The organism is Rugamonas rivuli (assembly GCF_009380165.1).
Classification (GTDB): Bacteria; Pseudomonadota; Gammaproteobacteria; order Burkholderiales; family Burkholderiaceae_D; genus Rugamonas; species Rugamonas rivuli.
The window spans coordinates 327,452-352,849 of sequence record NZ_WHUF01000007.1 but is presented as its reverse complement, the minus strand read 5'-3'; the positions used below and the strand labels follow the sequence as shown (position 1 = coordinate 352,849).

The 25,398-nt window shown below is 64.2% G+C and carries 21 protein-coding genes and 1 pseudogene; 6 read left to right on the top strand and 16 right to left on the bottom strand.

The annotated features are described in order from the left end of the window. A pseudogene (locus GEV01_RS25355) lies at positions 1 to 370 on the bottom strand (TolC family protein); the annotation flags it as partial. Positions 371 to 448: 78 nt separating this feature from the next. Continuing rightward, positions 449 to 772: a hypothetical protein gene (locus GEV01_RS25350; RefSeq protein WP_235914572.1), complete on the bottom strand. Its 324-nt coding sequence runs from the start codon at positions 770 to 772 to the stop codon at positions 449 to 451. An 80-nt stretch (positions 773 to 852) separates the two neighbouring features. On the opposite strand from GEV01_RS25350, the gene GEV01_RS25345 reads away from it, so the two are divergent. Beyond that, complete coding sequence (locus tag GEV01_RS25345; protein WP_152808312.1) at positions 853 to 1,431, top strand: hypothetical protein; 579 nt, start codon at positions 853 to 855, stop codon at positions 1,429 to 1,431. Positions 1,432 to 1,486: 55 nt separating this feature from the next. On the opposite strand, the gene GEV01_RS25340 is transcribed toward GEV01_RS25345, so the two are convergent. Together GEV01_RS25340 and GEV01_RS25335 are read right to left on the bottom strand one after the other, a co-directional pair. Beyond that, entirely contained in the window at positions 1,487 to 2,248 is a 762-nt protein-coding gene (locus GEV01_RS25340; protein WP_152808311.1) for a substrate-binding periplasmic protein, read from the bottom strand. Beyond that, positions 2,245 to 4,305, bottom strand: coding sequence for a sensor histidine kinase (locus GEV01_RS25335; RefSeq protein WP_152808309.1), 2,061 nt, complete (start codon positions 4,303 to 4,305; stop codon positions 2,245 to 2,247). The genes GEV01_RS25340 and GEV01_RS25335 overlap by 4 nt, the downstream gene beginning before the upstream one ends. 250 nt (positions 4,306 to 4,555) lie before the next feature. On the opposite strand from GEV01_RS25335, the gene GEV01_RS25330 reads away from it, so the two are divergent. Beyond that, a complete protein-coding gene (locus GEV01_RS25330) occupies positions 4,556 to 5,209 on the top strand; it encodes a hydrolase (protein WP_152808307.1) in 654 nt (217 codons plus the stop codon). A 17-nt stretch (positions 5,210 to 5,226) separates the two neighbouring features. On the opposite strand, the gene GEV01_RS25325 is transcribed toward GEV01_RS25330, so the two are convergent. The 5 genes from GEV01_RS25325 to ssb form a co-directional block, all read right to left on the bottom strand. Further along, complete coding sequence (locus tag GEV01_RS25325) at positions 5,227 to 5,499, bottom strand: hypothetical protein (protein ID WP_175023215.1); 273 nt, start codon at positions 5,497 to 5,499, stop codon at positions 5,227 to 5,229. An 80-nt stretch (positions 5,500 to 5,579) separates the two neighbouring features. Beyond that, entirely contained in the window at positions 5,580 to 6,305 is a 726-nt protein-coding gene (locus tag GEV01_RS25320) for a substrate-binding periplasmic protein (protein WP_152808305.1), read from the bottom strand. A gap of 729 nt (positions 6,306 to 7,034) precedes the next feature. Continuing rightward, positions 7,035 to 8,468, bottom strand: a complete 1,434-nt coding sequence (locus tag GEV01_RS25315; RefSeq protein ID WP_152808303.1) for a hypothetical protein — start codon at positions 8,466 to 8,468, stop codon at positions 7,035 to 7,037. 395 nt (positions 8,469 to 8,863) lie between these two features. Then, the gene (locus GEV01_RS25310) at positions 8,864 to 9,895 is read right to left on the bottom strand and encodes a lipid A-modifier LpxR family protein (RefSeq protein WP_408014838.1); all 1,032 of its coding nucleotides are present in this window, start codon (positions 9,893 to 9,895) and stop codon (positions 8,864 to 8,866) included. A gap of 228 nt (positions 9,896 to 10,123) precedes the next feature. Next, positions 10,124 to 10,639 (bottom strand): single-stranded DNA-binding protein, encoded by a 516-nt coding sequence (gene ssb, locus GEV01_RS25305; protein WP_152808300.1) that lies wholly within the window; start codon positions 10,637 to 10,639, stop codon positions 10,124 to 10,126. Between the two features lie 232 nt (positions 10,640 to 10,871). On the opposite strand from ssb, the gene uvrA reads away from it, so the two are divergent. Both uvrA and GEV01_RS25295 read left to right on the top strand, forming a co-directional pair. Then, positions 10,872 to 13,718, top strand: a complete 2,847-nt coding sequence (uvrA, locus tag GEV01_RS25300; protein WP_152808298.1) for an excinuclease ABC subunit UvrA — start codon at positions 10,872 to 10,874, stop codon at positions 13,716 to 13,718. Between the two features lie 90 nt (positions 13,719 to 13,808). Beyond that, positions 13,809 to 14,411 carry a hypothetical protein gene (locus GEV01_RS25295; protein WP_152808296.1) on the top strand — a complete coding sequence of 201 codons (603 nt, stop codon included), beginning with the start codon at positions 13,809 to 13,811 and terminating at the stop codon, positions 14,409 to 14,411. A 4-nt stretch (positions 14,412 to 14,415) separates the two neighbouring features. Here the strand turns inward: GEV01_RS25295 and GEV01_RS25290 are convergent, their stop codons facing one another. The 5 genes from GEV01_RS25290 to GEV01_RS25275 form a co-directional block, all read right to left on the bottom strand. Then, positions 14,416 to 16,233, bottom strand: a complete 1,818-nt coding sequence (locus tag GEV01_RS25290; protein ID WP_152808294.1) for a DUF885 domain-containing protein — start codon at positions 16,231 to 16,233, stop codon at positions 14,416 to 14,418. A 124-nt stretch (positions 16,234 to 16,357) separates the two neighbouring features. Beyond that, positions 16,358 to 16,579, bottom strand: a complete 222-nt coding sequence (locus tag GEV01_RS25285; protein ID WP_235914570.1) for an HAD hydrolase-like protein — start codon at positions 16,577 to 16,579, stop codon at positions 16,358 to 16,360. Continuing rightward, the gene (locus GEV01_RS31220) at positions 16,500 to 16,673 is read right to left on the bottom strand and encodes an HAD hydrolase-like protein (protein ID WP_235914568.1); all 174 of its coding nucleotides are present in this window, start codon (positions 16,671 to 16,673) and stop codon (positions 16,500 to 16,502) included. The genes GEV01_RS25285 and GEV01_RS31220 overlap by 80 nt, the downstream gene beginning before the upstream one ends. A 190-nt stretch (positions 16,674 to 16,863) precedes the next feature. Next, positions 16,864 to 17,481 carry a TetR/AcrR family transcriptional regulator gene (locus GEV01_RS25280; protein WP_152808292.1) on the bottom strand — a complete coding sequence of 206 codons (618 nt, stop codon included), beginning with the start codon at positions 17,479 to 17,481 and terminating at the stop codon, positions 16,864 to 16,866. A 97-nt stretch (positions 17,482 to 17,578) separates the two neighbouring features. After that, the gene (locus GEV01_RS25275) at positions 17,579 to 19,447 is read right to left on the bottom strand and encodes a phosphoenolpyruvate carboxykinase (GTP) (protein ID WP_152808290.1); all 1,869 of its coding nucleotides are present in this window, start codon (positions 19,445 to 19,447) and stop codon (positions 17,579 to 17,581) included. 287 nt (positions 19,448 to 19,734) lie between these two features. On the opposite strand from GEV01_RS25275, the gene GEV01_RS25270 reads away from it, so the two are divergent. Continuing rightward, positions 19,735 to 20,730, top strand: coding sequence for a D-2-hydroxyacid dehydrogenase family protein (locus GEV01_RS25270; protein ID WP_152808288.1), 996 nt, complete (start codon positions 19,735 to 19,737; stop codon positions 20,728 to 20,730). A 3-nt stretch (positions 20,731 to 20,733) separates the two neighbouring features. Here GEV01_RS25270 and GEV01_RS25265 read toward each other — a convergent pair whose 3' ends face one another. Further along, positions 20,734 to 21,501, bottom strand: a complete 768-nt coding sequence (locus GEV01_RS25265) for an L-asparaginase (RefSeq protein WP_152808286.1) — start codon at positions 21,499 to 21,501, stop codon at positions 20,734 to 20,736. A gap of 139 nt (positions 21,502 to 21,640) precedes the next feature. Here GEV01_RS25265 and GEV01_RS25260 point away from each other — a divergent pair, with 139 nt between their 5' ends. Continuing rightward, positions 21,641 to 22,126, top strand: a complete 486-nt coding sequence (locus GEV01_RS25260) for an asparaginase domain-containing protein (protein ID WP_152808284.1) — start codon at positions 21,641 to 21,643, stop codon at positions 22,124 to 22,126. Positions 22,127 to 22,136: 10 nt separating this feature from the next. On the opposite strand, the gene GEV01_RS25255 is transcribed toward GEV01_RS25260, so the two are convergent. Beyond that, positions 22,137 to 25,349, bottom strand: coding sequence for a hypothetical protein (locus tag GEV01_RS25255; protein ID WP_152808282.1), 3,213 nt, complete (start codon positions 25,347 to 25,349; stop codon positions 22,137 to 22,139). Between the last annotated feature and the right edge of the window lie 49 nt (positions 25,350 to 25,398).

Genomic DNA, 25,398 nt, shown 5'->3' with positions numbered 1-25,398 from the left:
GCTCGGCCTCGCGCAGCGCCAGCTCCGCCGCCGCGCCGTCGCGACCGCGTTCGGCCGCCTGCACGCGGGCGGCGCGCTTGCCGCCCAGCTCCAGCGGCTGGCTCAGTAGCAGCGTGGTTTCGCGGCGGTCGCCCTCCGCGCGCCGGGTGTCGACGCGTTCCACCGACAGCGTCGGATTGGGCAGCAGGCCGGCCTGGCGCACGGCGCCGTCAACCGCGCCCAGCTCATGGCGGGCGGCCGACAGCCCGGGGTTGGCGCCGCCGGCCAAGGCCAGCGCGGCCTTGAGCGTGAGCGGCGCGGACGGCTCGATTTCGGCCCGCGCATGGGCAGGCCATGCCGCTACGACGAGCGGCAGCAAATACTTGTACATCGAATTCTCCAGACAATAGGAAAAGGAATTCGACGAGACTCAGGCGTCTAGAAAGAGAGGGGCGAGGGCCTCGTCGCGCTAGGCGACGAGCAGCCAATTGGGCCGCGCGGGCCCGTCGGAGATATAGGAAAGATAGCGCGGCAGCAGCGGCGGCGCATGGCCGCCCACCGCGACGGCCAGCGCCAGCGCGGCGCCGCCGGGCAGCGAGGCCTGCACCGCGTGATGGCACACCTCGCAGTCGCTGTGGACCTTGACCGGCTTGCTTTGATCGGCGCCGTCGTCGGACTGCGCCTGGTGGTGATGGCCATGGTGGCCGAAATGCGTGACCGGGGCCGACTCATGCTGGCAATAGACGGCCGCCATCGACCAGGAGTACTGGATAGGCAAGATTGTCAGCAGCAAAATGAGCAGGATTTTTTTCACGCCGTTATTGTAGCTTGAATTTACAATAAGGCTATCCTGATACCGGAGAGGCGCATCGCATGAACCAAGACGAGCAGGGCGATTTCTTCAACACGCTCAACGACAAGGTCGACGCCCACGGCGCACTGGTCGACCGCTTCCACGCCGAGCTGCAAAACTTTTCCAAGCAAATCGCCGGCTGCGACAAGCTGGTGCGCATGGCCCATATCAGCCTCAACCAGATCGACGCCCGCATCGCCGAAGCGGTGCGCATCGAGGCCGGCGCCGCGGCCGAGCGCGACGCCGTGGCCCGGGAAGCGGCGCGCGCCGCCAGCGGGGCGGCCGAAGCCGCCGTGGCCGGATTGCTGGGCCAGCTGCACGCCGCCACCCGCGAGGCCGAGCAGGTGTGCCAGGCCGTGCACCGCAGCCGCGGCCAGACCGGCTTGTGGATAGTCGCCTACGTCGTCACCACCCTGTTGATGTGCCTGCTGACGGCCTACGCCAGCTTCAAGCTGCACCCCGACACGCCGGTGCCGCCCGAGGTGGCCGGCTACGCCGAGCAGGGCCGCAAGCACGAAGCGCTGCTGCAAAAGGCCAGCGACAAGGAACGCAAGCTGATCGCCGAAATCCAGGCCCGCCGCGCCAGGCCGGCGAAGTAGGCGCCGCCGCGCGGTGGCCGCCGCAATGGCCGCTCGGTGGCCGCGCAGGGATCGCTCAGTTGCCGGCCAGGCCGTACTTGCGCAGGATGCGCGCCAGCGTGCCGTCGGCGCGCGCCGACTCCAGCGCCGCCCGCCACTTGCGGCCATCGTCCTCGCTGAAGTCCAGCGAACCGGCCAGCCAGATATCGCCGCTGCGGAAGACCGGGCTGAAGTCGAACTCGGCCTCGCGGTTGCCGTCGGCGCCGGCGGCGTTGCGGTGCACATCCTCGCCGCCGTAGGTGGCGTCGGCGATGCCCTTCTTCACCATGCGCATGCATTCGCGCACGGTCGAGCATTCGGCCACATCGATGAAATCGAGCTCCTGCAGCACGCGCTTGTGCGGCGAGCCGCGCAGCACCACCAGGCGCTGGCGCCGCAGCAAGGTCAGGTCGCGCACATCGACGCCGCCGTGCAGCGCGACAAACACGAAGTTCTGCTGGTGCAGCTTGACCAGCCAGCGGAACAGCGTCTCGCGCTCGGGCGTGCGGGTGACGGGCATGACGGCGATGCGGGGCAGCACGGTGGCCATGGTCAGCGCCCGCTGCCACGGATAGAACTCCACCGTCACCGGCGTGCCGAGGCGGCGGGCCAGGTCTTGCACCAGTTCCACCAGCAAGCCCGGACTGGCGCCGCCCTGCGCCACCGCATACGGCGGCAGGTCGGCCGCCACCACCCGCAGCGCATCGACCGGCGCGGCGGCCGACGGCGGCGCGGCCGGCAGCAGCCAGGCCGGCAACAGCGCCGGCAGCATGGCCAGCAGGCGGCGCCGCCGGCTCATGGCGCCTCGCCGTAGGGCAGGCTCAGCGACACGCGCGTGCCGCGCTGCGGCGCGCTGTCCAGCGTGACTTGCCCCTTCATCAGGCCGACCACCATGCTGTGCACGCTGGCCAGGCCGAGGCCGGTGCCGGTCTGGCCCAGCTGGGTGGTGTAGAACGGCTCGAACACCTGCGACAGGTGCTCGGGCGCGATGCCGCAGCCGTCGTCGATCCAGTCGATGACCACGGCGTCGACGCCGGCGCGCGCCTCGACCACGATGGCGCCGCCGGCATGGCGGGCGAAGGCGTGCAGCAGGCAGTTGTCCAGCAAGTGCTGGAACACCACCTGGCAAGTGCCCGGATAGCCGTGCAACCACAGCTGCTCCGGCGTGTGCAGCGTCAGCGTGATGCCGCGCGCCTGCAGGCCGCGGCGCCAGTTGCCGGCGCAAAAGCGCAGGCGGTCGGCCAGGTCGAACCGCGTGGCCGGCTCCTGGGTGGTCTGGCCGGACAAGCCCTTGAAGCGCTCGACCAGCCGGCCGATCTGGCGCAGCGCGCGGTCGACCAGCTCGCCGCCCTGGGTGACGCTGTCGAGCAAGCCTTCGAGCTGGCTGCGGCGCAGCGCGCCGGCGTCCAGGCCGCGCCGCAAGTCCTGGGCCTGGGCCGTGATGGCGCTGGCCGCGACGCGGGCGTTGCCCAGCGGCGTATTGAGTTCGTGCGCCATGCCGACCACCATGCGCGACAGGCCCAGCTGCTTTTCCTGCTGCATCAGCGAGCGCATCGCCTCGCCCAGGTCGGCGGTGCGCTCGCGCACCTGCTGCTCCAGGCGGTCGTGCGCCAGCTGCAGCGCCTCCTCGGTGGCCTGGCGCACCGCCACTTCCTGGCGCAAGGTCGCCAGCGCGCTGTTGAGTTCCTGGTTGCGCTGCACCAGCGAGTTTTCCAGCACCGTGCCGTGCTGGGCCAGCAGGGCGTTCTGGTACAGCAGTTGCGGGCGCTCCATCACCGCGCTCAGCGTCTCGCCCAGCGAGGTGGCCAGCTCGCGCTTGTGGCGGCGCTCCATCGCCGCCTGGCGGATCGCCGCCTGCAAGGCTTGCTCCAGATGGCCCCAGCGGCGGCCGTAGCGGCGGATCGCCTGCAGCGAAATTTCGCGCAGGCGCGCGCTGGCCAGCGTGTCGCCGGCCAGGCCGGCGTCGTAGGCCAGCAGCGCCCGCCAGGCGGGGGCGCGCGCGCCGCCATCGGCGTCGGCGTCGGCGCAGTCCGCCAGCAGCGTGCACAGCGCCAGCCACGGTTCCCAGTAGCCGTCGCGGCCGAACTTGGCGCGCAGCTGCCCCATGTAGTCGCGGCAGTCGGCGGCCCGCTCGCAGGTGGCCGTCACCATGGACAGGTTCAGCAGCGCCAGGCATTCCTGCGAGTCGAGGCCGTGTTCGCGCGCGCGCCGCAGCACCAGCTCGCGCCGCGCCAGGCAATCGCGCCACAGCGCGGCGGCGCCGTCGTCGTCGCCCTCTTCCAGCGCCAGGTAGTAGGCGGCCGAGGCCGCGTAATCGAGCAGCATCACGTGGATGGGCGGCGCCAGCGCGCCGGGCTGCTCCAGCATCTCGCGGCAAAACTGCTGCAACTCCAGGTGCATCTCCGCGCTGAGCATGACGCGGCAGCGGGCCGCGCGCATCTGCGTGACCAGGCGCGGCAGCGCGCAGCGTTCGTACAGCTCGGCCGCCTTGGCCAGGCTGTCGAGCGCCGCGTGGTGCAGGCGCATGCGCATCTGCACCCAGTGCAGCGCCCGCAGCGCGGCAGCCTGGGCCAGCGGATGTTGTTCGGTCTGCGCCTGCAGCTGCAAGCTCTTGGCGGGCATCAGCAGCTCGTCGGGCGCCAGCGCGGCCTCGGCCGCGCGCGCCAGCAGCTGGAACGCTTCCAGCTCCAGCGCCTGCGAGGCGTTGAGCCGGGCCGAGGCCAGTTGTTGCAGCAGCGAGGAAAAGTGCACCATCTCATGCGCCATCAGGCACTCGCGCAGCGTTTGCAGCTGCTGCTCGGCCTGGGCCGCCTCGCCGGCGGCAGCGGCATATGAACGTGTTTCCGATGCAGACATCACCCTGCCCCCATAGCGAACTCGCGCGTCGGTCCAGTATTACACGAAGTCGCTTTCAGCTGAACAGCCGCCCTCGGAGTGTTGCAAATAGGTAGCGCGGCGGCGGATGATCGAAATTTTCGAACATATTGCGCAAAGTTTTCCGTTTTTATTTTCGGCGCAGGTGGCGGATACTTCATTCCAGCAGCACGGAACACTGAGATTCGCGCACACAACCCAATCGAAATTATTGAACATCAAGGAGAGTACTATGCCAACCGCCATCGCCCAACCAGGCCGCACCCTGCTGGACCCAAGCAACCACACGCTGATCATGATCGACCACCAGTCGCAAATGGCGTTCGCCACCAAGTCCATCGACCCGGTCCAGCTGCGCAACAACGCCGCCCTGGTGGCCAAGGCCGCCAAGGGTTTCCAGGTGCCGACCATCCTGACCACGGTGGCCGAGAAATCGTTCTCCGGCCCGATCTTCGATGAAATCCAGTCGGTCTTCCCCGGCCAGGCCGCCATCGACCGCACCACCATGAACACCTGGGAAGACCCGCGCATCGCCGAGCGCGTCAACGCCATCGGCCGCGGCAAGATCGTGCTGGCCGGCCTGTGGACCTCGGTGTGCATCGTCGGCCCCGCGCTGTCGGCGCTGGACCAGGGCTTCGAAGTCTACGTCATCACCGACGCCAGCGGCGACGTCTCCGACGAAGCCCACGAGCGCGCCGTGGAACGCATGGTGCAGCTGGGCGCCCGCCCGATGACCTCGCTGCAATACCTGCTCGAACTGCAGCGCGACTGGGCGCGCGGCGACAGCTACAACGAGACGGTGGCCACCGCCATCGCCCACGGCGGCGGCTACGGCCTCGGCCTGGTGTACGCCAAGACCATGTTCAGCGCCGCCGAAGGGCATTGAGCCGCCGTCAGCCCGCCTTACTTGGCGGGCTGGCGTTCGCGCGGCGGCGGCGTGCGTTCGGCCGGCGCGCGGGACGGCACCAGCACCATGCGGCAGGTGCCGGCCACGGCGTCGCCGCGCGGCGTCTTCATCTGCGCCGCGTCGCCTTCCTTCTTGCCCTTGCAGGCGTCGAAGGCTTCCTGCGGCGGGCCGCGATGCTCCTGCGGCTGGCTCGGCGGATTGGGTGGCGGCTGCTGCGCGCAGGCGCCGGCGGCGGCCAGCAGCAAGGCAAGGGGAGCGAGGCGTAACATGGTGCGTCCTTTCGATATCGGGTGGAGAGCGCCCCATTATCGCCGCGAATTGTGGAGAAAATATAGAGGCGCCGGGTGCCTCAGCGCGGGTGCGCGGGCAGGTTGGCGAGGCTGCCGTCCCTGGCCGCCAGCCCGATGGCGCGGTCGACTTCCTCCAGGCCGACACGGCCCTTGCGCGACACCGCGCAGCGCGTCGTGAAGGTGGCGACAGAAAGCGGCGGATGAATGGCCAGCGGTTGCCGGCGGATGCGCTGGTAGTAGTCGAGCACCACCTGGGTGATCAGAATGTGCTGCACGCGGCCGTGCGCCAGCTTCTCCATATTGCTTTCCATATTCGGTGCGTTGTCGCGCACGAAGCCCTTGCCCAGCAGCGCATCCATCTCCGGATGCAGATAGCCCAGGATGGTGCCCACCGGCTTGCCGCTCAGCTCCGCGACCGCATGCAGCCGGGGCGCGCTGCGCGCCGTGATCAGCACTTCCTCGGTGGCGAAGACGGTCCGGCTCCACAGATAGTCGCCCGTCATCCACTCCGGCATGTAGGCGCACAGGATGTCGGCCTCGCCGTTTTGCAGCGCGGCTTCGAGCCGCTTACGCGGCAGCATCACGAAGCGCACCTGGCGCCCCATGTGCCGCGCCAGGGTCTCGCCGATTTCCTTGTGGACGCCATCGACCAGCCGGCCGTTTTCAACCAGCGCCATCGGCATATTGGCCGTGCTGTCCACCATGACGACCAGCTCCGCCGGCCGCGCGCCGGCGGCGGCGCCCAGCAGGCAGGCCATCAACAGGAAGTGTCCGCGCATCGTCATCACAGGTTCGGCAAGGCAGAGTTTCGATATTACTACAGGAGAAAATGATCGATTAAGCGATCCCAAAAAAAATCCCTGCAACTCCAATGAAGTGCAGGGATTGATTCACACCTGAGATGTGGCCGCCCCTTAGAACGGTAGAGTACCGCGTAAAGGTAAAACAACTCCGTCAATGCTCAGTCCTTACTTGTCAATATCCATACCATCGACGCCGCAGACATGACGCATTAATCATGCTCGGCAATCTCCCCAACGTGGTGCGTTTGCTCGGCCGTTGATGAGCGTTGGAGTACAACTAATCTCGTTCCTTTACACATGTCTCGTAGAACATCGTTTCACTTGTCATGATATTGCCCGGTTGAACTGAACTAGTTCGGACAATCCAATCGTCCGCGTGATTGATGCATGCAGTATAAATCTCGTTGAATAAAGTCTTCTGCGTCTTAGGATCGAGGGCGCATAGCATGTACCGATAATTGACTCGATACCAATCTACAGACGAAGAAAAACCACTCACCTCTGCAGCGAACAAGGACAATTGTCGAACCTTAAGGTTACTGCTTTCTGCCTGGAGCGCAGCAAATCTGTTGATTGCGCTAGAGGGAGCATTCGGCTCGTAACTCTTCTTGGCAACCGCTGGACACAGTGGTAAAACAACTGACGCACACCCCCCCAGCGACACCAGTAAGGGAACAAGCGTTAGCCATCGTATCGGACAGAACATGGCTCCTACCCGAACAGTTTCGCGAGCTTCACAGAAACTGCTTTTTCGAAGACAGTATTTTTCTTCACGGCATAACCGACAAAACGAATAGTGTCCTTATCATCCTTGAATTTCAAACTAGTCTTACTTTGATCAACTTGGTGTTCTTTTACAGAGGAACTGTAATCAGCAGATGCCCCGAAAGGAATTCCAAATGCACTAAACCCTCCGCCACCGGAAGCACTAAAGCGATGTTCGTAATCGTATGACCAATCCTGCGACGATGAGAATTCGACCGAAAACCCTCGAATCACAATGAGCGCCGTTGGGTAAAAGAGAAGTGATCCTTGTTTGCCAAAGAACTCTTCGAATTCATGTGGATTCTCTTTGACATGCCGGTGTTCGAACAGAGTCGGATTGAACCAGGACGGGAAAGCAATGTTGATGCGCGTTGCGCTGTCAGCGCCGAGTTTTATAGTTGTAGCTTTCGAAAAATCGCTTTGGATTTTTGTGTGATCTGAGACGGAGGCACTGACGCGAATAAACGCATATCCACCACTTCCCGAACCGGACCAGTCGGTTGTGATGGAAGACGATTCAGATGTAGTCTTGCTAAACTCTCCGATGAAGTTCCCGCTGCCCGCCCCCTTGATGGTCGTCAACGTCTTGTCAAAAGTTGCGACGTACCTGTCGTCAAAAAGCGCGGTGGAACCAAGGGGAAGCATCGCCAAATATGACGGAGAAAACTCATCGCCATTCTTGTATTTATAATCAGGCCAGACTGGATAGCGCAGCCGCATTAGCGGATTATGATAGTCAGTGTCTGCGGCTACGATGTCTTGATCGTCCGCATCCGGGTATTGTTTTGCCAGGATTGTTTGCTGTTCAAATTGCAGGTTTCGGATTTCGCTGTTCTTCTTTTCGATCATGCGTATGTGACCGTACTGGCCACTCCACTGAACATAGGCATCGTTGTCTCCGACGGAATACCCCATTGCCGGCGCAACTCGCGCCCATTTTTCGCGATCTAAGAGATAAAGATTTAAGGCGTCATCTTTGATCGTATCGATTTGAAGATCGATTTCTTTGACTCTATTTTGCTCTTGATCAGAGAGCACTTTCATTACAGCATAGCTGCGCAACTTCCGAAGAAAGGAACCATACACGCTCGATAGTTGCGCAAGGCTCACTTGGATTTCGCCCGCAACAGGAACTGGCTGAATTCCCTTATCAGAGCGGTTGAGAAGATTGTAATAAGAAAACCATTCGTATCCGCCCTGAGAGGCCTTCTTCTCTTCAGACAAATCAATCGTATCCGCAACTAACTTCAGCTGAAGTCGCTCTTCGCTCTTGAGGGAGCCGACCTGCTCTTTGAGCAAGTCGTAGTAATTGTTCAGTGAAATGTTCAGGGCCTGGCCAAACGTCACGTCTTGAACTGGGCTTGATGCAAAGATCGTCATGATGTGCTCCTCACAATTGAACTGCTCGTTGGTGGATTAACATTCACTGGGGGGAGGGTAACAATAGCAAGTCCCTACTGCGGAAAACTCACCAAAAATAACAGTGGAGAATAAACAACGACTGGTAGCCGTCTGTCACAATACTGGCGCTAGGACACACCCACCACCGCGCCCGTTGAACTGATCGCTAATCCACCACCAACTGATCGCATTTAAAAATAGAATTCCCCCAGGTGGTTCTCCCAACCTGAGTTGCGCCATTCAGCAACCCCACGTTCTACAAATGGCGCCCGAAGTTCATCGGCATTGATGTCTCACGCATGGCCTAATTCAACCGAGGAAGGCGCTCTAGTAGTGGCGGCGCTCTTCGATCAAGCAGATCCGCCAGGTCGATCTCAGATCGGCGTGGTATAGATGAAACCACCCCAGAAATGCTTGGTCTCGTTGTTATGCCGCAGATCGCGCGAGCGCCATGACTGCGTCCAGTAAAGCCGGCTTCCCGACTGGTTCCAGATGCCCAGCGTCCTGAACAGGAAGGTCAGCTCGGCACCTGCATTGACCTTGGCCACGACAGGCGCGACTTCGTGATGCGGAATGCGAACCCGATTGTCCCCCGCCCATGCGCCTTGCAACAGCTGGTTATAGGCTATCGCGCTCAATTCAACATCGAGCCAGAGAGCGAAGCCTTTGCCAGCCTGGGGCCTTTCGTTTGCCGACAGCGACTTCAGATTCGAAGTCGGGTTGGCAAAAGTCATCAGGTAGACATTGCGCATGTCGGCTGGCTCCAGGCCATAGACGAACGAGGCGCCTGCCATCAAGCGGGTCAGGTAGCCGAACTCATAGCCGCCCGAGACATTGAATTTGGCATGATCCGACCAGCCCTGGCCGACCGGGACGATGTTCTTCACATGGTAGAGAAAGGTTGGCGCACCGCCGTTGCCAATCTGGTTGTCCCATCCTTGCGGTAGGCGATCCGGGCAGCAGCGTTCGTGGATCTTCGTCTGCACCACCCGGCCGAGGCCCAGGCCGAGCACGCCGAAATAGAGTTGCGTTTCGCGAATCTGGCCGTCCGGCCCGGGAACCCAGTATGAGGGGCCGCCATACAGCAGCGAGGCGAACGGGCGATCGTTAGGGATAGGCTCCTTCGTCGTGATGTTTTGCGGCGTGAAGGCGCTTTCTGCAAGCAGCCAGGCGACCGGATCATCGCGTCCGACTGGCCGCGCAACGCCACCCAGAACTCCATTCAGCTTTTCCAGCGAGTTCACCCAAAGATTGCTTGACGGTCCTTCGGCTTTCGTCATCCAGCCCAGCGACACCCCCATCGTGTAGCTGCGATCCGAGGAGACCGGCTGGCCCCACATATCGTTCTCAACGAGCAAAGAAAACCGCGATGCAGTATCAATGGATTGTGCCAAGGCCGGGCACATGGAGGCTTGAAGGACTAAGACGGCTGCAATCGTACCCAACAATTTTAAGCACCACATTTCGCTTCTCCTTGTTATTGTGTACGCGGTGACGTAAATATTGCGCCGAAAGAAGACCTTATATTCTCAATAATTGTCACATTGCTTATATCCTGACGACGCAAGCAACAAAAAACCCCATAACTGCAAGAGTTATGGGGTTCTGGTGGCTACCCTGCGACAGATACGTTCTTAGAACGGGATGTCGTCATCCATGTCCGAGAAGTTCGGCGCCGGACGCGGGGCCGGGCGCGGGGCTGGTGCCGGTGCCGGTGCCGCCATCTGCGGACGCGGAGCCGGCGCCTGGCGCTGCTGCTGTGGCGGGGCGTCGTAGCCGCCGCCGTCGTCCATGCCGGCGTCGCCGCCCATGCCTTGACGGCCACCCAGCATTTGCATCTGCTCGGCGATGATGTCGGTCGCGTATTTCTCGACGCCGTCCTTATCGGTGTACTTGCGGGTCTGCAGGCGGCCTTCGACGTAGACCGACGAACCTTTTTTCAGGTATTGACCAACGATCTCGGCCAGGCGGCCGAAGAAGGAAATACGGTGCCATTCGGTGAGCTCTTTCTGCTCGCCGGTGTTGCGGTCTTTCGATTTGTACGATGTCGCCACAGCAATGTTGGCGATCGCGTCACCGCTAGGCATGTAGCGAATTTCCGGATCGCGACCCAGATTGCCGACGATGATGACTTTGTTGACTGATGCCATGTATGAAACTCCTGAGTAACGGCGGCCGCCTCAAGCGGGCTGTTTATGTGATGCGCAAACAGCGATTATAGTCGAACGGGCCAGCCGCCCGCCAAAATTTCCATTTCAGCTGCTCAAGAAAATACTGGTATTATATACAGTGCCGCGACGCCCAAGTTCGATCTGGCGCAAGGTCGGCGCATATATTCAAACCCAGCTATAGTAGCGGGTTGACCCGAAAGGCAAAAAATCCATGGAACAGATCCGCATCCGCGGCGCACGCACGCACAACCTCAAAAACATCAACCTCGACCTGCCGCGCAACAAGCTCATCGTGATTACCGGCCTGTCCGGCTCCGGTAAGTCCTCGCTGGCTTTCGATACGCTGTACGCCGAGGGCCAGCGCCGCTATGTGGAATCGCTGTCGGCCTACGCCCGCCAGTTCCTGCAACTGATGGAAAAGCCCGACGTCGACCTGATCGAAGGCCTGTCGCCGGCCATCTCGATCGAGCAGAAAGCCACCTCGCACAATCCGCGTTCGACGGTCGGCACCGTCACCGAGATCCACGACTACCTGCGCCTGTTGTACGCGCGCGTCGGCACGCCCTACTGCATCAACCACCCGGACCACGCGCTGGCCGCGCAAACCGTGTCGCAGATGGTCGACGCCGTGCTGGCCATGCCGGAAGCGACCAAGCTGATGATCCTGGCGCCGGTCGTCGCCAACCGCAAGGGCGAGCACTCCGACCTGTTCGAGCAGATGCAGGCCCAAGGCTTCGTGCGCTTCCGCGTGCAGAGCGGCACCCACGACGCCAAGATCTACGAAGTGGACGACCTGCCCAAGCTGAAGAAAACCGAGAAGCACACCATCGATGTGGTGATCGACCGCGTCAAGGTCAGCGCCGACATCAAGCAGCGCCTGGCCGAGAGCTTCGAAACCGCGCTGCGCCTGGCCGACGGCCGCGCGGTGGCGCTGGAAATGGACAGCGGCACCGAGCACGTCTACTCCAGCAAGTTCGCCTGCAACGAGTGCGGTTATTCGCTGCAGGAGCTGGAACCGCGCCTGTTCTCGTTCAACAACCCGATGGGCGCCTGCCCGGAATGCGACGGCCTCGGCCACATCGAGTTCTTCGATCCCAAGCGCATCGTCGCCTTCCCGAATTTGTCGCTGGCTTCCGGCGCGGTCAAGGGCTGGGACCGCCGCAACCAGTTCTATTTCCAGATGCTGTCCAACCTGGCGGCCTACTACGAGTTCGACCTGGACCTGCCGTACGAGCAGTTGCCCAAGACCGCGCAGGAAGTGATCCTGCACGGCTCGGGCAAGACCAACATCCCGTTCACCTACGTCAACGAGCGCGGCCGCACCGTGGTCAAGGAACACGCGTTCGAAGGCGTGGTCACCAACCTGGCGCGCCGCTACCGCGAGACCGATTCGATGGCGGTCAAGGAAGAACTGGCCAAGTTCATCAACGAGAAGCAGTGCCCGTCCTGCCACGGCGCGCGCCTGCGGGTGGAAGCGCGCTTCGTCAAGGTCGGCACCGGCAAGCAGGAGAAGGCCATCTACGAGATCGCCGAGAAGCCTTTGCGCGATACGCTGTCCTTCTTCGAACAGCTCAAGCTGAAGGGCGCGAAGAAAGAGATCGCCGACCGCGTGGTCAAGGAAATCATCTCGCGCCTGCAATTCCTCAACAACGTCGGCCTCGACTACCTGTCGCTGGACCGCAGCGCCGACACGCTGTCCGGCGGCGAAGCGCAGCGCATCCGCCTGGCCTCGCAGATCGGCTCCGGCCTGACCGGCGTGATGTACGTGCTCGACGAACCGTCGATCGGCCTGCACCAGCGCGACAACGACCGCCTGATCGAAACGCTGAAGCACCTGCGCGACATCGGCAACAGCGTGCTGGTGGTGGAGCACGACGAAGACGCGATCCGCACCGCCGACTACATCGTCGACATGGGCAAGGGCGCCGGCGTGCACGGCGGCGACGTCATCGCCCAGGGCACTTTGCAGGACATCCTGAAGAACAAGAATTCGCTGACGGCCCAGTACCTGAAAGGCACGCTGAAGATCGCCGTGCCGAAGCAGCGCCACGTGGCCAACGAAGACAAGCAGCTGGTCATCACCGGCGCCACCGGCAACAACCTGAAGAAGGTCAACCTGCACCTGCCGGTCGGCCTGATGACTTGCGTGACCGGCGTGTCCGGTTCCGGCAAGTCCTCGCTGATCAACGACACGCTGTATCCGGCGCTGTCGCGCCACCTGTACGGCTCGCAGACCGAGCCGTCGCCGCACGATTCCATCAGCGGCCTGGAACACTTCGACAAGGTGATCGCCGTCGACCAGGCGCCGATCGGCCGCACGCCGCGTTCGAATCCCGCCACCTACACCGGCCTGTTCACGCCGATCCGCGACCTGTTCGCGACCGTGCCGACCGCCAAGGAACGCGGCTACAGCGCCGGGCGCTTCTCGTTCAACGTCAAGGGTGGCCGCTGCGAAGCCTGCCAGGGCGATGGCGTGATCAAGGTCGAGATGCACTTCCTGCCGGACGTGTATGTGCCGTGCGACGTCTGCCACGGCAAGCGCTACAACCGCGAAACGCTGGAAGTGCAGTACAAGGGCAAGAACATCACCGAGATCCTCGACATGACCGTCGAAGATGCGCACGAGTTCTTCAAGCCGGTGCCGCTGATCGCGCGCAAGCTGCACACGCTGCTGGACGTGGGCCTGGGCTACATCAAGCTGGGCCAGAGTGCGACCACGCTGTCGGGCGGCGAGGCGCAGCGCGTCAAGCTGTCGCTGGAGCTGTCCAAGCGCGATACCGGCCGCACCCTGTACATCCTGGACGAGCCGACCACCGGCCTGCACTTCCACGATATCGATTTGCTGCTGAAGGTGATCCACCGTCTGCGCGACCAGGGCAACACGCTGGTCATCATCGAGCACAATCTGGACGTGATCAAGACGGCCGACTGGATCGTCGACCTGGGACCGGAAGGCGGCGCGGGCGGCGGCAAGATCATCGCCGCCGGCACGCCGGAAGACGTGGCGGCCAACCCTGCCAGCGTGACCGGCAAGTACCTGGTGCCGTTGCTGAAGTAAGCCGTCTGTTCATCGCCTCTTGATTAGGGGCAAGTCATCCCAGCCCAGCTCCAAGGACAATGCAGTGATGCATAGTCCTTGGAGCCTGCCATGCGTATCAATCAAAAGTATGTTTTGCCGCTTGCCGCACTGTTGGGCGCGACGACGATAGGGGTTGCCTCACTGCTGGCCTACAAGGCACGAGCCGAGCAGGACCAGGTCGATTTCATCACGAATTTCTACAAGGGCTACCTGTCCACCCCTGCCCGGCGCACGCCGCCGGCTGGATCGTTCTACTCGGCGGAACTCGAAGCCCTGCTGGCCACCAATCACGAGTTGTGCGGCAAACTGGCGCGTAACGATGAAATCTGCGGCTATGACGCCGATGGCGATGTCCTGCTGGACGCCCAGGAAACCGCGCCCGGCCTGGACTTCAACAAGGCCGGCTTCAAGGCGGTCCACGCCGGCAAGGCACGCGTCGATGCCTCCTTCAATGTCTTCCCCGTCCAGGGCAAGAATTACCAGCGCCAGATACGCTTCGTGCTGAAATTGGAAGACGCCGGCTGGCGCGTGGATAACATGCTGTTCGGTACCAACGGCGCCTACACCGACGCCAACGCGATGCGAATGGATATCCAGCATGAGAATGAAACGCTGTTGGCCCGCGCACAGGCCAACAGCGTTGCGACTGTCAGGGCAAGCTCGCTGCCCTGAACCCTTACTGCGCCGCGGTAACGCGGGTCTGCTTCAGCTTCTCGGCGCTGACCCAATCCTTGATGTGCGATTCCAGCACATCCATCGGCAGCGCGCCCGCGCCCAGCACCTGGTCGTGGAAGCTGCGGATGTCGAAGCCGGCGCCCAGTTCCTTGCGGGCATAGTCGCGCAGCTCAAGGATCTTCAGCTGGCCGATCTTGTAGCCCAGCGCCTGGCCCGGCCACACGATGTAGCGGTCGGTCTCGCTCTGCACTTCCACTTCCTCGATGCCCGAGTGGTCGTGGAAGAAGTCCACCACCTGCTGGCGGCTCCACTTCTTGTAGTGCAGGCCGGTGTCCACCACCAGCCGGATCGCGCGCAGCATCTCATCCTGCAAATGGCCGTAGTAGCTGTAAGGGTCTTTGTAGAAGCCCAGCTCCTCGCCCAGACGCTCCGAATACAGCGCCCAGCCTTCGGCATAGGCCGTGTAGTTGCCCTGCTGGCGGAAGGTCGGCAAGCCTTCGATCTCCTGCGCGATGGTCAGCTGCATGTGGTGGCCCGGCACGCCTTCGTGCAGCGCGGTGGTCTCGATGTCGATGGTCGAGCGGTGCGCGAAATCGCCGGTGTTGACCATCACGCGGCCGGGACGCTTGCCGTCCGGCGAACCGCTCATGTAGGCGGCGGCCGACGCGCCCTTCTCGCGGAATTCCTCGACCGGCTTGATTTCCACTTTACCCTTGGGCAGCACGCCGAACTGCTGCGACAGCTGGGTGTACATCTGGTCCGTATATTTCTGGTACAGGTCGATGATTTCCTGGCGCGATTTCGGATGCAGCTCCGGCTTGGCGGCCACCGCCTTGTTGAAGCTCTTCAGATCCTTGTAGCCCAGCTTCTGCGCCGTCGCCAGCATCTGCGATTCGATGCGCTTGACTTCGGACAGGCCCAGTTGATGGATCTCTTCCGGCGACATCTCGGTGGTGGTCGAGGACTTGGCCTTGTACGAATAGCGCGCCACGCCATCCGGCAGCGACCACATGCCGACGTCCTTGCGGCCGTAAGGCGCATACCTGGTCTTGGTGTAGACGGCCAGCTTCTTGTAGGCCGGGATCACGTCCTTCTGCACCGCCGCCAGCACTTCCTTGCTCAGGCGCGCCTTGTCGGCGTCCGAAAACTCTTTCGGGAATTTTTTCAGCGGCTCGGCGAACGGCGAATCGGCCGGCTTCATCGCGGCCACGTCCTCGCACTGCTTGACGATTTTCGGGATCAGGAATTTCGGCGGCATCAGCTTGTCCTGCACGCCTTTTTCCATCTGTGCGCGGGTCTCGTCGAACAGCTTGGGCAGCGTGTGCAGGCGGACGATGTAGTCCTCATAGTCCTTGACGGTCTCGAACGGCAGCGCCGACACCAGCTGCGGCGCATCGATGTGGATGCCGGAGTTTTGCGCCAGCGGCATCTCCCATTCCTTGAAGCGGCCGCCGTCGACGTTCTGGCGCAGCTGGCGCACCATCAGGTCGCGGTTCAGCTGTTCCTGCAGCGGGAAGCCGCTGGTGTCCACCGCTTCGAAACGCTTGAGGAAATCGGCGGTGATTTTCAGATCGCTGTCGATGCCGGCCTGCGAGAAGTCGGACCATTTGTCGTTGTAGCGCTTGTCGCCCAGCAGCGACGCCCATTCCGGGCTGGAGCGCATCGTGTATTCCCACTGCTCCTTGATCAGGCTGTTCAACGCTTCGCGGCGGCCGGCCAGGTCGGGCGCGGCGCCGCCGGACTGGGCTTGGGCCGTGCCCAGGATCAGGGAAAACAACAGGGCGCTGGCGACGCCGATACGGGTGGTTGCGGTTGTCATGTTCTAGGCCTATCAGGAAAAATGGTGAGCATGCACTGTAGGCCGGCGCCCGCCCCGGCGCGTGCGAATTGCGCTGGAATGTTGAAACAAGGGCATGAAATGCATTTTCCCGCGACAGACGAAATCAGTGCTCCAGCAAGTCCCCGGCGGCGCGGAACATCCGGCAGGGGTTTTGCGCCATCAGCGCGTCGACCGTATTGAAGCCCCAGGCCACGGCGCCGAAATCGATGCCGGCTTCGGCCGAGACCTTGGCGTCGCGGATTTCGTCACCGACCAGCAGCGTGTGCTCGCGGGCGACGCCGGCGCAGCGCCTGCGTGCGGCTGCGGTCCATGCGCTTGAAGCCATATTTGTCGGCGGCCTGGTCGAACACGTCGACGAATACCGGCAGGGTGTCGGCCAGCGTGCCGTCGAAATCGAAGATGATCAGTTTGCGGTTCAAGCGGTCCTCAGAACAGTACGAAATCCTCGTTGCAGCTGGGGAGCGAACGCAGGATGCACCACAGCGGGCTGCGGTAGGCGAAGTATAGTCCGATCGGTATCAACATCAGCAAGGCGGCCATCATATTCTCCTTTTCGCACATGTGTGCGAAATTAGTTTCAAGAAAACCGCAGACGCGCTGCGGCCGGGTTTATTCCATGTCGTTGAAGCTTTTGTAGGTCGAGATCAGCCGGCTGAAGGCGCGCTGCATATGGCGCCCGGCCTGCTCGTCGCGCAGGAATCGGGTATCGTGCATCAGCCCCACGATCAGGCTGTAGATTTCGTAGACCAGCTGGCCGGCGTCGGTGTCGGGCCGCAGGTGGCCCAGCTCCATCGCCTGCAGGATGGTCTTGCGCAGCGATGCGCGCCAGGCCATCACGCCCTGCTGCAGCCGGTCGCGCAGCGGTCCGTCCTGGTCGTCGAACTCGAACGCGCCGGCGCTGTACAGGCAGGCGTTGTTCAAGCCTTCGTTGCAGGCGCGCCGCGACCAGGCGCTGACCATGGCCATCAGGCGCGGCAAGCCCTTGGGCTGCTGCAGCGAGGGCAGGAAGATGTCTTGCGAAAAGCGGCGGTCGTATTCGTCGAGCACGGCGGCCTGCAAGGTCTCCAGCGAGCCGACGCGGGAAAACACGCCGCTCTTGCTGATGCCGGTGCGCTTGGCCAGCTCGCCGAGCGACAGCTTGCCGATGCCGTCGGCCGCCGCCATGTCCAGCGCGGCGTCGATGATGGTGGCGAAAGTCGCTTCGCTTTTTGCGGTCAGGGTGTCCATGGACTGCACTTTAGCACACCCGTGCGAAACTGCAAGCAAAAAGACGGCGCGCAATGGGATCACCCACGCGCGCCGCTTTCGGTCTCCTCCGGCCGGCTTATCGTGCCAGGCGCTTCTCCAACTCAGCCTTGACGGCGGTCAGTTCGGTAGGCAGATGGTAGGCCAGCTTGGCGAACAGTTCATCGTGCAGTTTCAGCTCTTCGCGCCAGGCGTCCTTGTCGATCGAGGTGATCGTTTCGAACTCTTCCGGCGAGAACGGGATGCCATCCCACTTCAGGTCGCCGAAGCGCGGGGTGGTGCCGAAGATGTTCTCGACGCCGCCGGCCGTGCCTTCGATGCGCTCCAGCATCCACTTCAGCACGCGCATATTGTCGCCGAAGCCAGGCCAGACGAAGTGGCCCTGCTCGTCGGTGCGGAACCAGTTGACGCAGTAGATCTTCGGCAGCGTGGCGGCGTTGACCTTGCCCAGCTTCTCGCCCAGGTTCAGCCAGTGCTGGAAGTAGTCGCTCATGTTGTAGCCGATGAAAGGCAGCATCGCGAACGGATCGCGGCGCACGATGCCCATCTGGCCGGCGGCGGCGGCGGTGGTTTCCGAACCCATGGTCGCGGCCATGTAGACGCCTTCCACCCAGTTGCGCGCTTCAGTGACCAGCGGCACGGTGGTCGAACGGCGGCCGCCGAAGATGAAGGCCGAGATCGGCACGCCGGCTGGATCGTCCCAGGCCGGATCGATCACCGGGTTCTGGGTCGCGGCCACGGTGAAGCGGGCGTTCGGGTGGGCGGCCTTGGTGCCGGAGGCCGGCGTCCAGTCCTTGCCCTGCCAGTCGATCAGGTGCGCAGGCGCTTCCTTGGTCAAGCCTTCCCACCAGATGTCGCCGTCGTCGGTCAGCGCGACGTTGGTGAAGATGGTGTCCGAACCCAGCGATGCCATGCAGTTCGAGTTGGTGCGGGTGTTGGTGCCCGGCGCCACGCCGAAGTAGCCGGCTTCCGGATTGATCGCGTACAGGCGGCCGTCGGCGCCCGGCTTGATCCAGGCGATGTCGTCGCCGATGGTGGTGACTTTCCAGCCATCGAAGGTGGTCGGCGGGATCAGCATGGCGAAGTTGGTCTTGCCGCAGGCCGAAGGGAAGGCCGCCGCGACGTAGTGCTTCTTGCCCTCTGGCGATTCGACGCCCAGGATCAGCATGTGTTCAGCCAGCCAGCCGGTGCCGCCCGCTTGCGCGTCCTGGTGGCCCATGTTGGAAGCGATGCGCAGCGCGAAGCACTTCTTGCCCAGCAGCGCGTTGCCGCCGTAGCCCGAACCGTAGGACCAGATTTCGCGGGTCTCAGGGAAGTGCACGATGTATTTGGTGGCGTTGCACGGCCAGGCGACGTCCTTCTGGCCGGCGGCCAGCGGTGCGCCGACGGTGTGCACGCACGGCACGAACTCGCCGTCGGTGCCCAGCACGTCGTACACGGCCTTGCCCATGCGGGTCATGATGCGCATGTTGACGGCCACGTATGGCGAATCCGACAGTTCCACGCCGATGTGGGCGATCGGCGAACCCAGCGGGCCCATCGAGAACGGCACCACGTACATCGTGCGGCCGGCCATGCAGCCGTCGAACAGCGGGTTCAGGGTGGCGCGCATTTCCGACGGCGCCATCCAGTTGTTGGTCGGGCCGGCTTCTTCCTTGGTGTTGGAGCAGATGTAGGTGCGGTCTTCGACGCGCGCGACGTCGGTCGGGTCGGAGCAGGCCAGGTAGGAATTCGGACGCAGTTCCTGGTTCAGCTTTTTCATGGTGCCGGCGGCAACCATTTCGCCGCACAGGCGGTCGTACTCTTCCTGGGAACCGTCGCACCAGTAGATGCGTTCCGGTTTGGTCAGGGCCGCGATTTCCGCTACCCAGTTGATCAGCTTTTGCTGCTTGATGTAAGCTGGGACGTTGAGCAGTGCTGCAACGCCACCCATGACGGGTTGATTCATACTACCTCCAATGCTAATTAAAATTCTGCTCTGCATGCGGCAGGATCGTCGTCAGCTTTTGGCTTGCGCTCAGATGCCCATTCGAAATGGGTCGGCGGTATCACGGCGGTCTTGCGCGGCCCGGATTCATGATCGACAGGCCTGTTTTTTGAGGCGATTGTACACCCGTCAATAGCTGTTTCAGTCAAAAATGTAGGAGAATTAGTTGAGTAAAGTAGTAAGCTATTCAGGTTCTTTTGCTAGCCGTTATTTCCCTACGAAATTCCTCATAAAATCGGTTATCTCCCATGAAAATTGCGATTCTTGACGATTATCAGAATGCCACGACCACGCTGGCCTGCCTTGATCTATTGCGCGGACACGACGTCAAAGTGTTCAATAACTCGACCCGGGGGCTGGGCCAGTTGGCGATCCGGCTGGCGCCTTTCGAGGCCCTGGTGCTGATCCGCGAACGCACCGCGCTGAACCGGGCGCTGCTGTCCAAGCTGCCCAATCTGAAGCTGATTTCGCAGACCGGCAAGCTGGCCGGCCACGTCGACGTCGAGGCCGCGACCGAGCTGGGCATTGCCATCGCCGAGGGCGTCGGTTCGCCGACCGCGCCGGCCGAGCTGACCTGGGCGCTGATCATGGCGGCGGCGCGCAAGATCGTGCCCTACGCGTCCAACCTGAAGGATGGCCTGTGGCAGACCGCGTCCATCAATCCGCAGTTGAACGGGCTGGGCGTGGCGCTCAAGGGGCGCACGCTGGGCATCTGGGGTTACGGCAAGATCGGCCAGATCATCGCCGGCTACGGCCGCGCTTTCGGCATGCAAGTGGTGGTGTGGGGCAGCCAGTCCAGCCGCGACAAGGCGCTGGCCGACGGCCATGCAGCGGCGGCCTCGCGCGAGGCGCTGTTCGAACAGGCCGATGTGCTGAGCCTGCACCTGCGCTTGCATCCGGACACGCGCGGCATCGTCAACGCCGAGGATCTGGCGCGCATGAAGCCGACTGCGCTGTTCGTCAACACCAGCCGCGCGGAGCTGGTGCAGCCGGGCGCGCTGGAGCAGGCGCTGCCGCAGGGCCGGCCCGGCTACGCGGCGCTGGATGTGTTCGAATCCGAACCGCTGGCGGCCGACAGCCCGCTGCTGCGCATGCCGACCGTGCTGGCCACGCCGCACCTCGGTTATGTGGAGCAGGATAGTTACGAGCTGTATTTCCGCCATGCGTTCCAGAACATCGTCGACTTCGCCGCCGGCAGCTGCGACAAGATCAACAACCCCGGCTACCAGGCCAACGCCCGCTAGCCCCTAGTCGGCCTGTTCGGGGATTTCCGGCAAGCCGGTCAGGTTGATGCGCGGCGCGGGCATGGCGTGCACCTTGCTCCACAGGCCAGCCCAGCCGGGCGGCCAGGTGATGTCCGGCCCGGCGTACGGCGCCAGGCTGGCGCGCACCGGCACCACCGGCACCGGCGGCATGTCGACCAGCGGGCCGCCGTCCGGACGCTGCATGTCCAGGCTGTACATATACCCCGGCAGCAGGGCGTCGCACACGCTGGCGAACCAGGCGGTGTGGTCTTCGTCGCGCCCCAGCGCCTGCGCCAGGCCCTGCGGATCGAAGCGCGCCAGCGCGTGGATCAGCTCCTCGGTGCTGGCGCCCGGCGTGTCGCCCCAGCCCATCACCGGATTGACGTTGTAGTCGGCGCCCGAGCCATACCAGCCCTCGCGCCACGAACGCTGCATCCAGTCGCGCCGGCCGGTGAACAGATGCCAGCGCCAGTGCAGCCCGGACGGCTTGGGCCAGGAATACAGGTAGAGCCGCTCGTAACCGGCCCGGTGCAACTCGCGCACCACCGCCATCAGGCGCGCGTGCGGCATGCGGTCGGGCGGGGCGCGGCGGAACAGGATGGCTTCGCCGTCGGCGAACTGCACCTCGTCGGTGGACAGGTTCAAGTCCAGCGTCCTCGCCTCGCTGCCGAAACGGGCCGAAATCCAGCCGGTCAGCAAATTGACCGACGTGATGACGCCGTAGCCGCGATGGCGGTGGAAAATGACGGTTCCGGGGGCGAGGGCTTTCATGGTATCGAAACGAACAAAGAAACCAGTGTAGCCATAGTATGCCCAAGTTTCCAGCCCGCCGACGGACTGTTTTCGCGTTCTTGGGCGGCTGCGGTTTGGGTTATGATGCAGATCATTTTAATCTGCCTGAGCTTTCATCATGACCCTGCGCATCCTCGCCACCGGCGGCACCTTCGACAAACACTACAACGAACTGAACGGCACCCTGGGCTTCGCCGACAGCCACCTGCCGGCCGTGCTGGCGCGCTGCCGCCTGACGGTGGACGTGGCGCTGGAACAGTTGCCGCTGATGGATTCGCTGGACATGGTGGACGCCGACCGCGAGCGCATCCTGGCCTCGTGCCGCGCCGCCGGCGAAAAGGCGATCGTCATCATCCACGGCACCGACACCATGCCGCAGACCGCCGCCGTGCTGGGCCCTGCCGGCCTGGGCCAGACCATCGTGCTGACCGGCGCCATGATCCCCTACGAGATCGCCAATTCGGACGCGATGTTCAACCTGGGCTTTGCCGCCGGCGTGGCGCAAACCCTGCCGCCTGGCGTGTACGTGGCCATGAACGGCAAGATTTTCGCGTGGGATAACGTGCAGAAAAACAAAGCGGCCGGAGTGTTCCAGCCGCTGTAACGCCAGCCCCTTACTTGCGCGGGGGCGCCAGCAAGTCTTTCGCCTCCGGCAAGAGGGTAGTCAAACGCAAGCTGTCCGGTGCGGCCAGCATGCCTGCCGCCTCCTTCAGCGCGCCCGGCATGGCCAGCGACGACGAGCCCGCCGCCTCCGGCTGCCCGGCCGCGTTGAAGGCCGCCAGCGCCTCCACCATGCCGCCCACCTTGATCCGCAACGACGACGGCCCGCCCTGCGCCACCAGGTGCGGCAGCTTGGCCGCGGCCAGCGCCGCCATCTGCGCCGTGCTCAGGCCGGCCGTCTGCGCCGTCGTGAACACCACCGCCTGCGCCGTCGTCAGCGCGCTGATCTGCGCGGTCGACAGCACCGCCAGCTGCGCGCTGCCCAGCGCCAGCAGATCGCGCGTCTCGATCGCCGCCAGGTCGTCCGAACCCAGCGCCGCCAGCAGCGGCTTGCTCAACGCCCCCACCTGGCTGGACGTCAGCGCCACGATCTGATCGGTGGTCAGCACGTCGAAGCCGGCCAGGTGCGCCGTCGGCAGCGCGCCGATCTGGCGCAGCGTCAGCGCGGCGATCTGCGCCGTGCCGAACGCTTGCAATTGTCCCGGCAGCAGCTGGGCGATGGTGGCGGTGGTCAGGCCGATCACCGCCGATGTGTTCAACGCCGCCAGCCCGTCGCTGCCCAGGCCGCGCAACTGCGACGCCACCAGCGCGGCAGCCTGCGCCGCGCTCAGGGCGCCGACCTGGGTGGTCGACCAGGCCGCCAGTTGCGCCGTGTTCAGGCTGGCAATCACCTGCGACGACAGCGCCGCCAGCTGGCCGGTGCCGATCGCCGCCACCTCATCCGCGGTCAGGGCCAGGTACTGGCGCGAGCTGAGCACGCCGAACTGCTGCGCGCTCAGGCCGAGGAATTGCTCGATGCTCAGGCCGGCGAGCGCGGCAGTGGTCAATGCCGCCACCTGGCGGCCGGCCAGCGCGCCGATCTGGCGGGTGGTCAGGGCCGCCAGCGTGGCCGGCGACAGCGCCGCGATCACCGACGTGTTCAACGCCGCCAGGTCGCTCAGTTGCAGGTTGGCCACCACGTCGGCCGACAGCGCGGCGAACTGCCTGCTGCTCAGCGTGGAGATCTGCAGGGGGCTCATGGCATTGATCTGGTCGCTGCTCATGGCTTGCAGCTGGTCGGTGCGCAGGCCGCCGATGGCCGCCGGATTGAGCGCGGCGATTTCCGCCGTCAGCATGTGGCCCAGCACGTCGGCGGACAGGGCGGCGATGTGCTGGCTGCCCAGGCCGGAAGCCTGGGTGGTGGTCAGGCCGAGGATCTGGTCGCTGCCCAGCACCGCCAGCTGCTCGGTGCGCAAGCCGTAGATCGCCACCGCGCGCAGGGCGGCGAAGTCCTGCGACTCCAGCGCCGCCACCGCTTGCAACGACAACGCGGCGATCTGCGCGCCGTTCAGCGTGGCCGCCTGCAGCGTGGTCAGGGCGATCGCCTGCTCCACCGTCATGCCGGCCAGCGCGGCCGGCTTCAGCTGGGCGATCTGCGTGGTGTTCAGGGTGCCGATCTGGTGTTCCGCTCCGCCCAGCACGGCAAACTGCGCCGAGTTCAGCGCGCCGTACACCAGCGCCGGCAAGGCCGCCAGCGCGGCCGGCGTCAACGCCGCCAGGTTGGTGGTCGACAGGCCGCCGGCCGCCGCCGGGTTGAGCTTGGCGATCTGCGCCGTGCTCAGCGCCTGGAACTGCTCCGCGCTCAGCGCGTTCAGGCTGGCCGAGGTCAGCGCCGCGACCTGGCGCGTCGACAGCGCGGCGATGCGGTCCGGATCCAGCACCGCCAGCAGGCGGGTCGCCAGGCCCGCGATGGCGTTCAGGCTCAGCGCGGCCAGGTCGGTGGTCTCGATGACGGCAAAGGTATCGTTGCTCAGCGCATTGATCTGGCTGCTGCTCAGCGTCGCCACCTGCGCCGTGCTCAGCGCGGCGAACTGTTCGCCGTTCAGCACCGCGATCTGGCGCGTCTTCAGCGCGGCGACGGTGGCCGGCTTCAGCGCCGCCAGGTCGCCGGCGTCGAGCTGGGCGATCGCCTGGGTCGACAGCGCGCCCACTTGCAGCGCGCTCAGCGCGGCGGCCTGGGCGGCGGTCAGTTGCGACGCCTGCTCCACCGTCAGGCCGGTCAGCGCGGCGCTGCTCAGCGCGGCCACCTGCGCCGTCGTGAACTTGCCGAAATCGCCGTCGCCGCCGGCGCCCAGGGCCGCCAGCTGGGCCGAGTTCAGCGCCGCCATCACCGCCACCCGCAGCGCCGCCAGGCTGGCGCCGTCGAGCGCCTTGATGTCATCGGTCGACAGCACGCCGAACTGGCGCGCGTTCAGGGCGCCCAGCTGGGCGCTGCTCAGCGCGTGCAGCTGCCCGGCCTGCAGCGCGTTGATCTGCGCCGTGCTCAGGCCGGCGATCACGCCGGTGCCCAGCACGTGCAGGCGATCCGCGTCCAGCGCCTGGATCTGGGCGCTGCCCAGCGCCGCGATCTGGCGGCTCTGCAGCGCGTGCAACTGGTCCAGGCTCAGGGCCAGCAATTGCGCCACGCTCAGCACGCCCATCTGGCGCGACGTCAGCGCCGCGATGTCGGCCGTTTCGATGGCGCCCAGTTCGGTGGCGCTCAGCTGCTTGATCAGCGCCGTGCTCAGCGACGCCATCTGCCCGGTGGTGAACGCCGCCAGCTGTGCGGCGCTGAACATGTCCTCGCCTGGCCGGCGCGTCAGCGGCAGCGCCGCCACCTGGCCGGCCTTGAGCGCGGCGATCTGCCCGGCGCCCAGCATGTGCACCTGGTCCAGCGACAGGTTGCCGATCACCGACACCGCCAGCCGGCTGACCTGCTGCGTGCGCAGCGCCGCCAGCGCCTCGGGCGACAGCCCGCGGATGCCGTTGGCGCTCAGCATGGAGGCTTGCGCCGGCGTCATCGCCGCCAGCTGCGCCGGCGACAGCGCCGCCATGAATCCGCTCGACTTCGACACCAGGTTGATCGCGTACGCCTGCAGGGCCGCGAAGTCCTGGGTTTCCAGCGCGGCGATGCTGGCGGCCGGCAGCGCCGACAGCTGCGCGCCGGTCAAGGCCTGGGCCTGGGCGGTGGTCATCGCCGCGACGTATTCGACGCCCAGGCGGGCGATGTCGGCCGTGGTCAGTCTGGTGATCAAACGCGTGCCGCCGGCGGCAAACTGCGCCGTGGTCAGGCTGCTGTCGAAGGTCATGATGTTTCCTTTTTGATGAAGTGGTCACGCATATGAGTTGAGGGTAAAG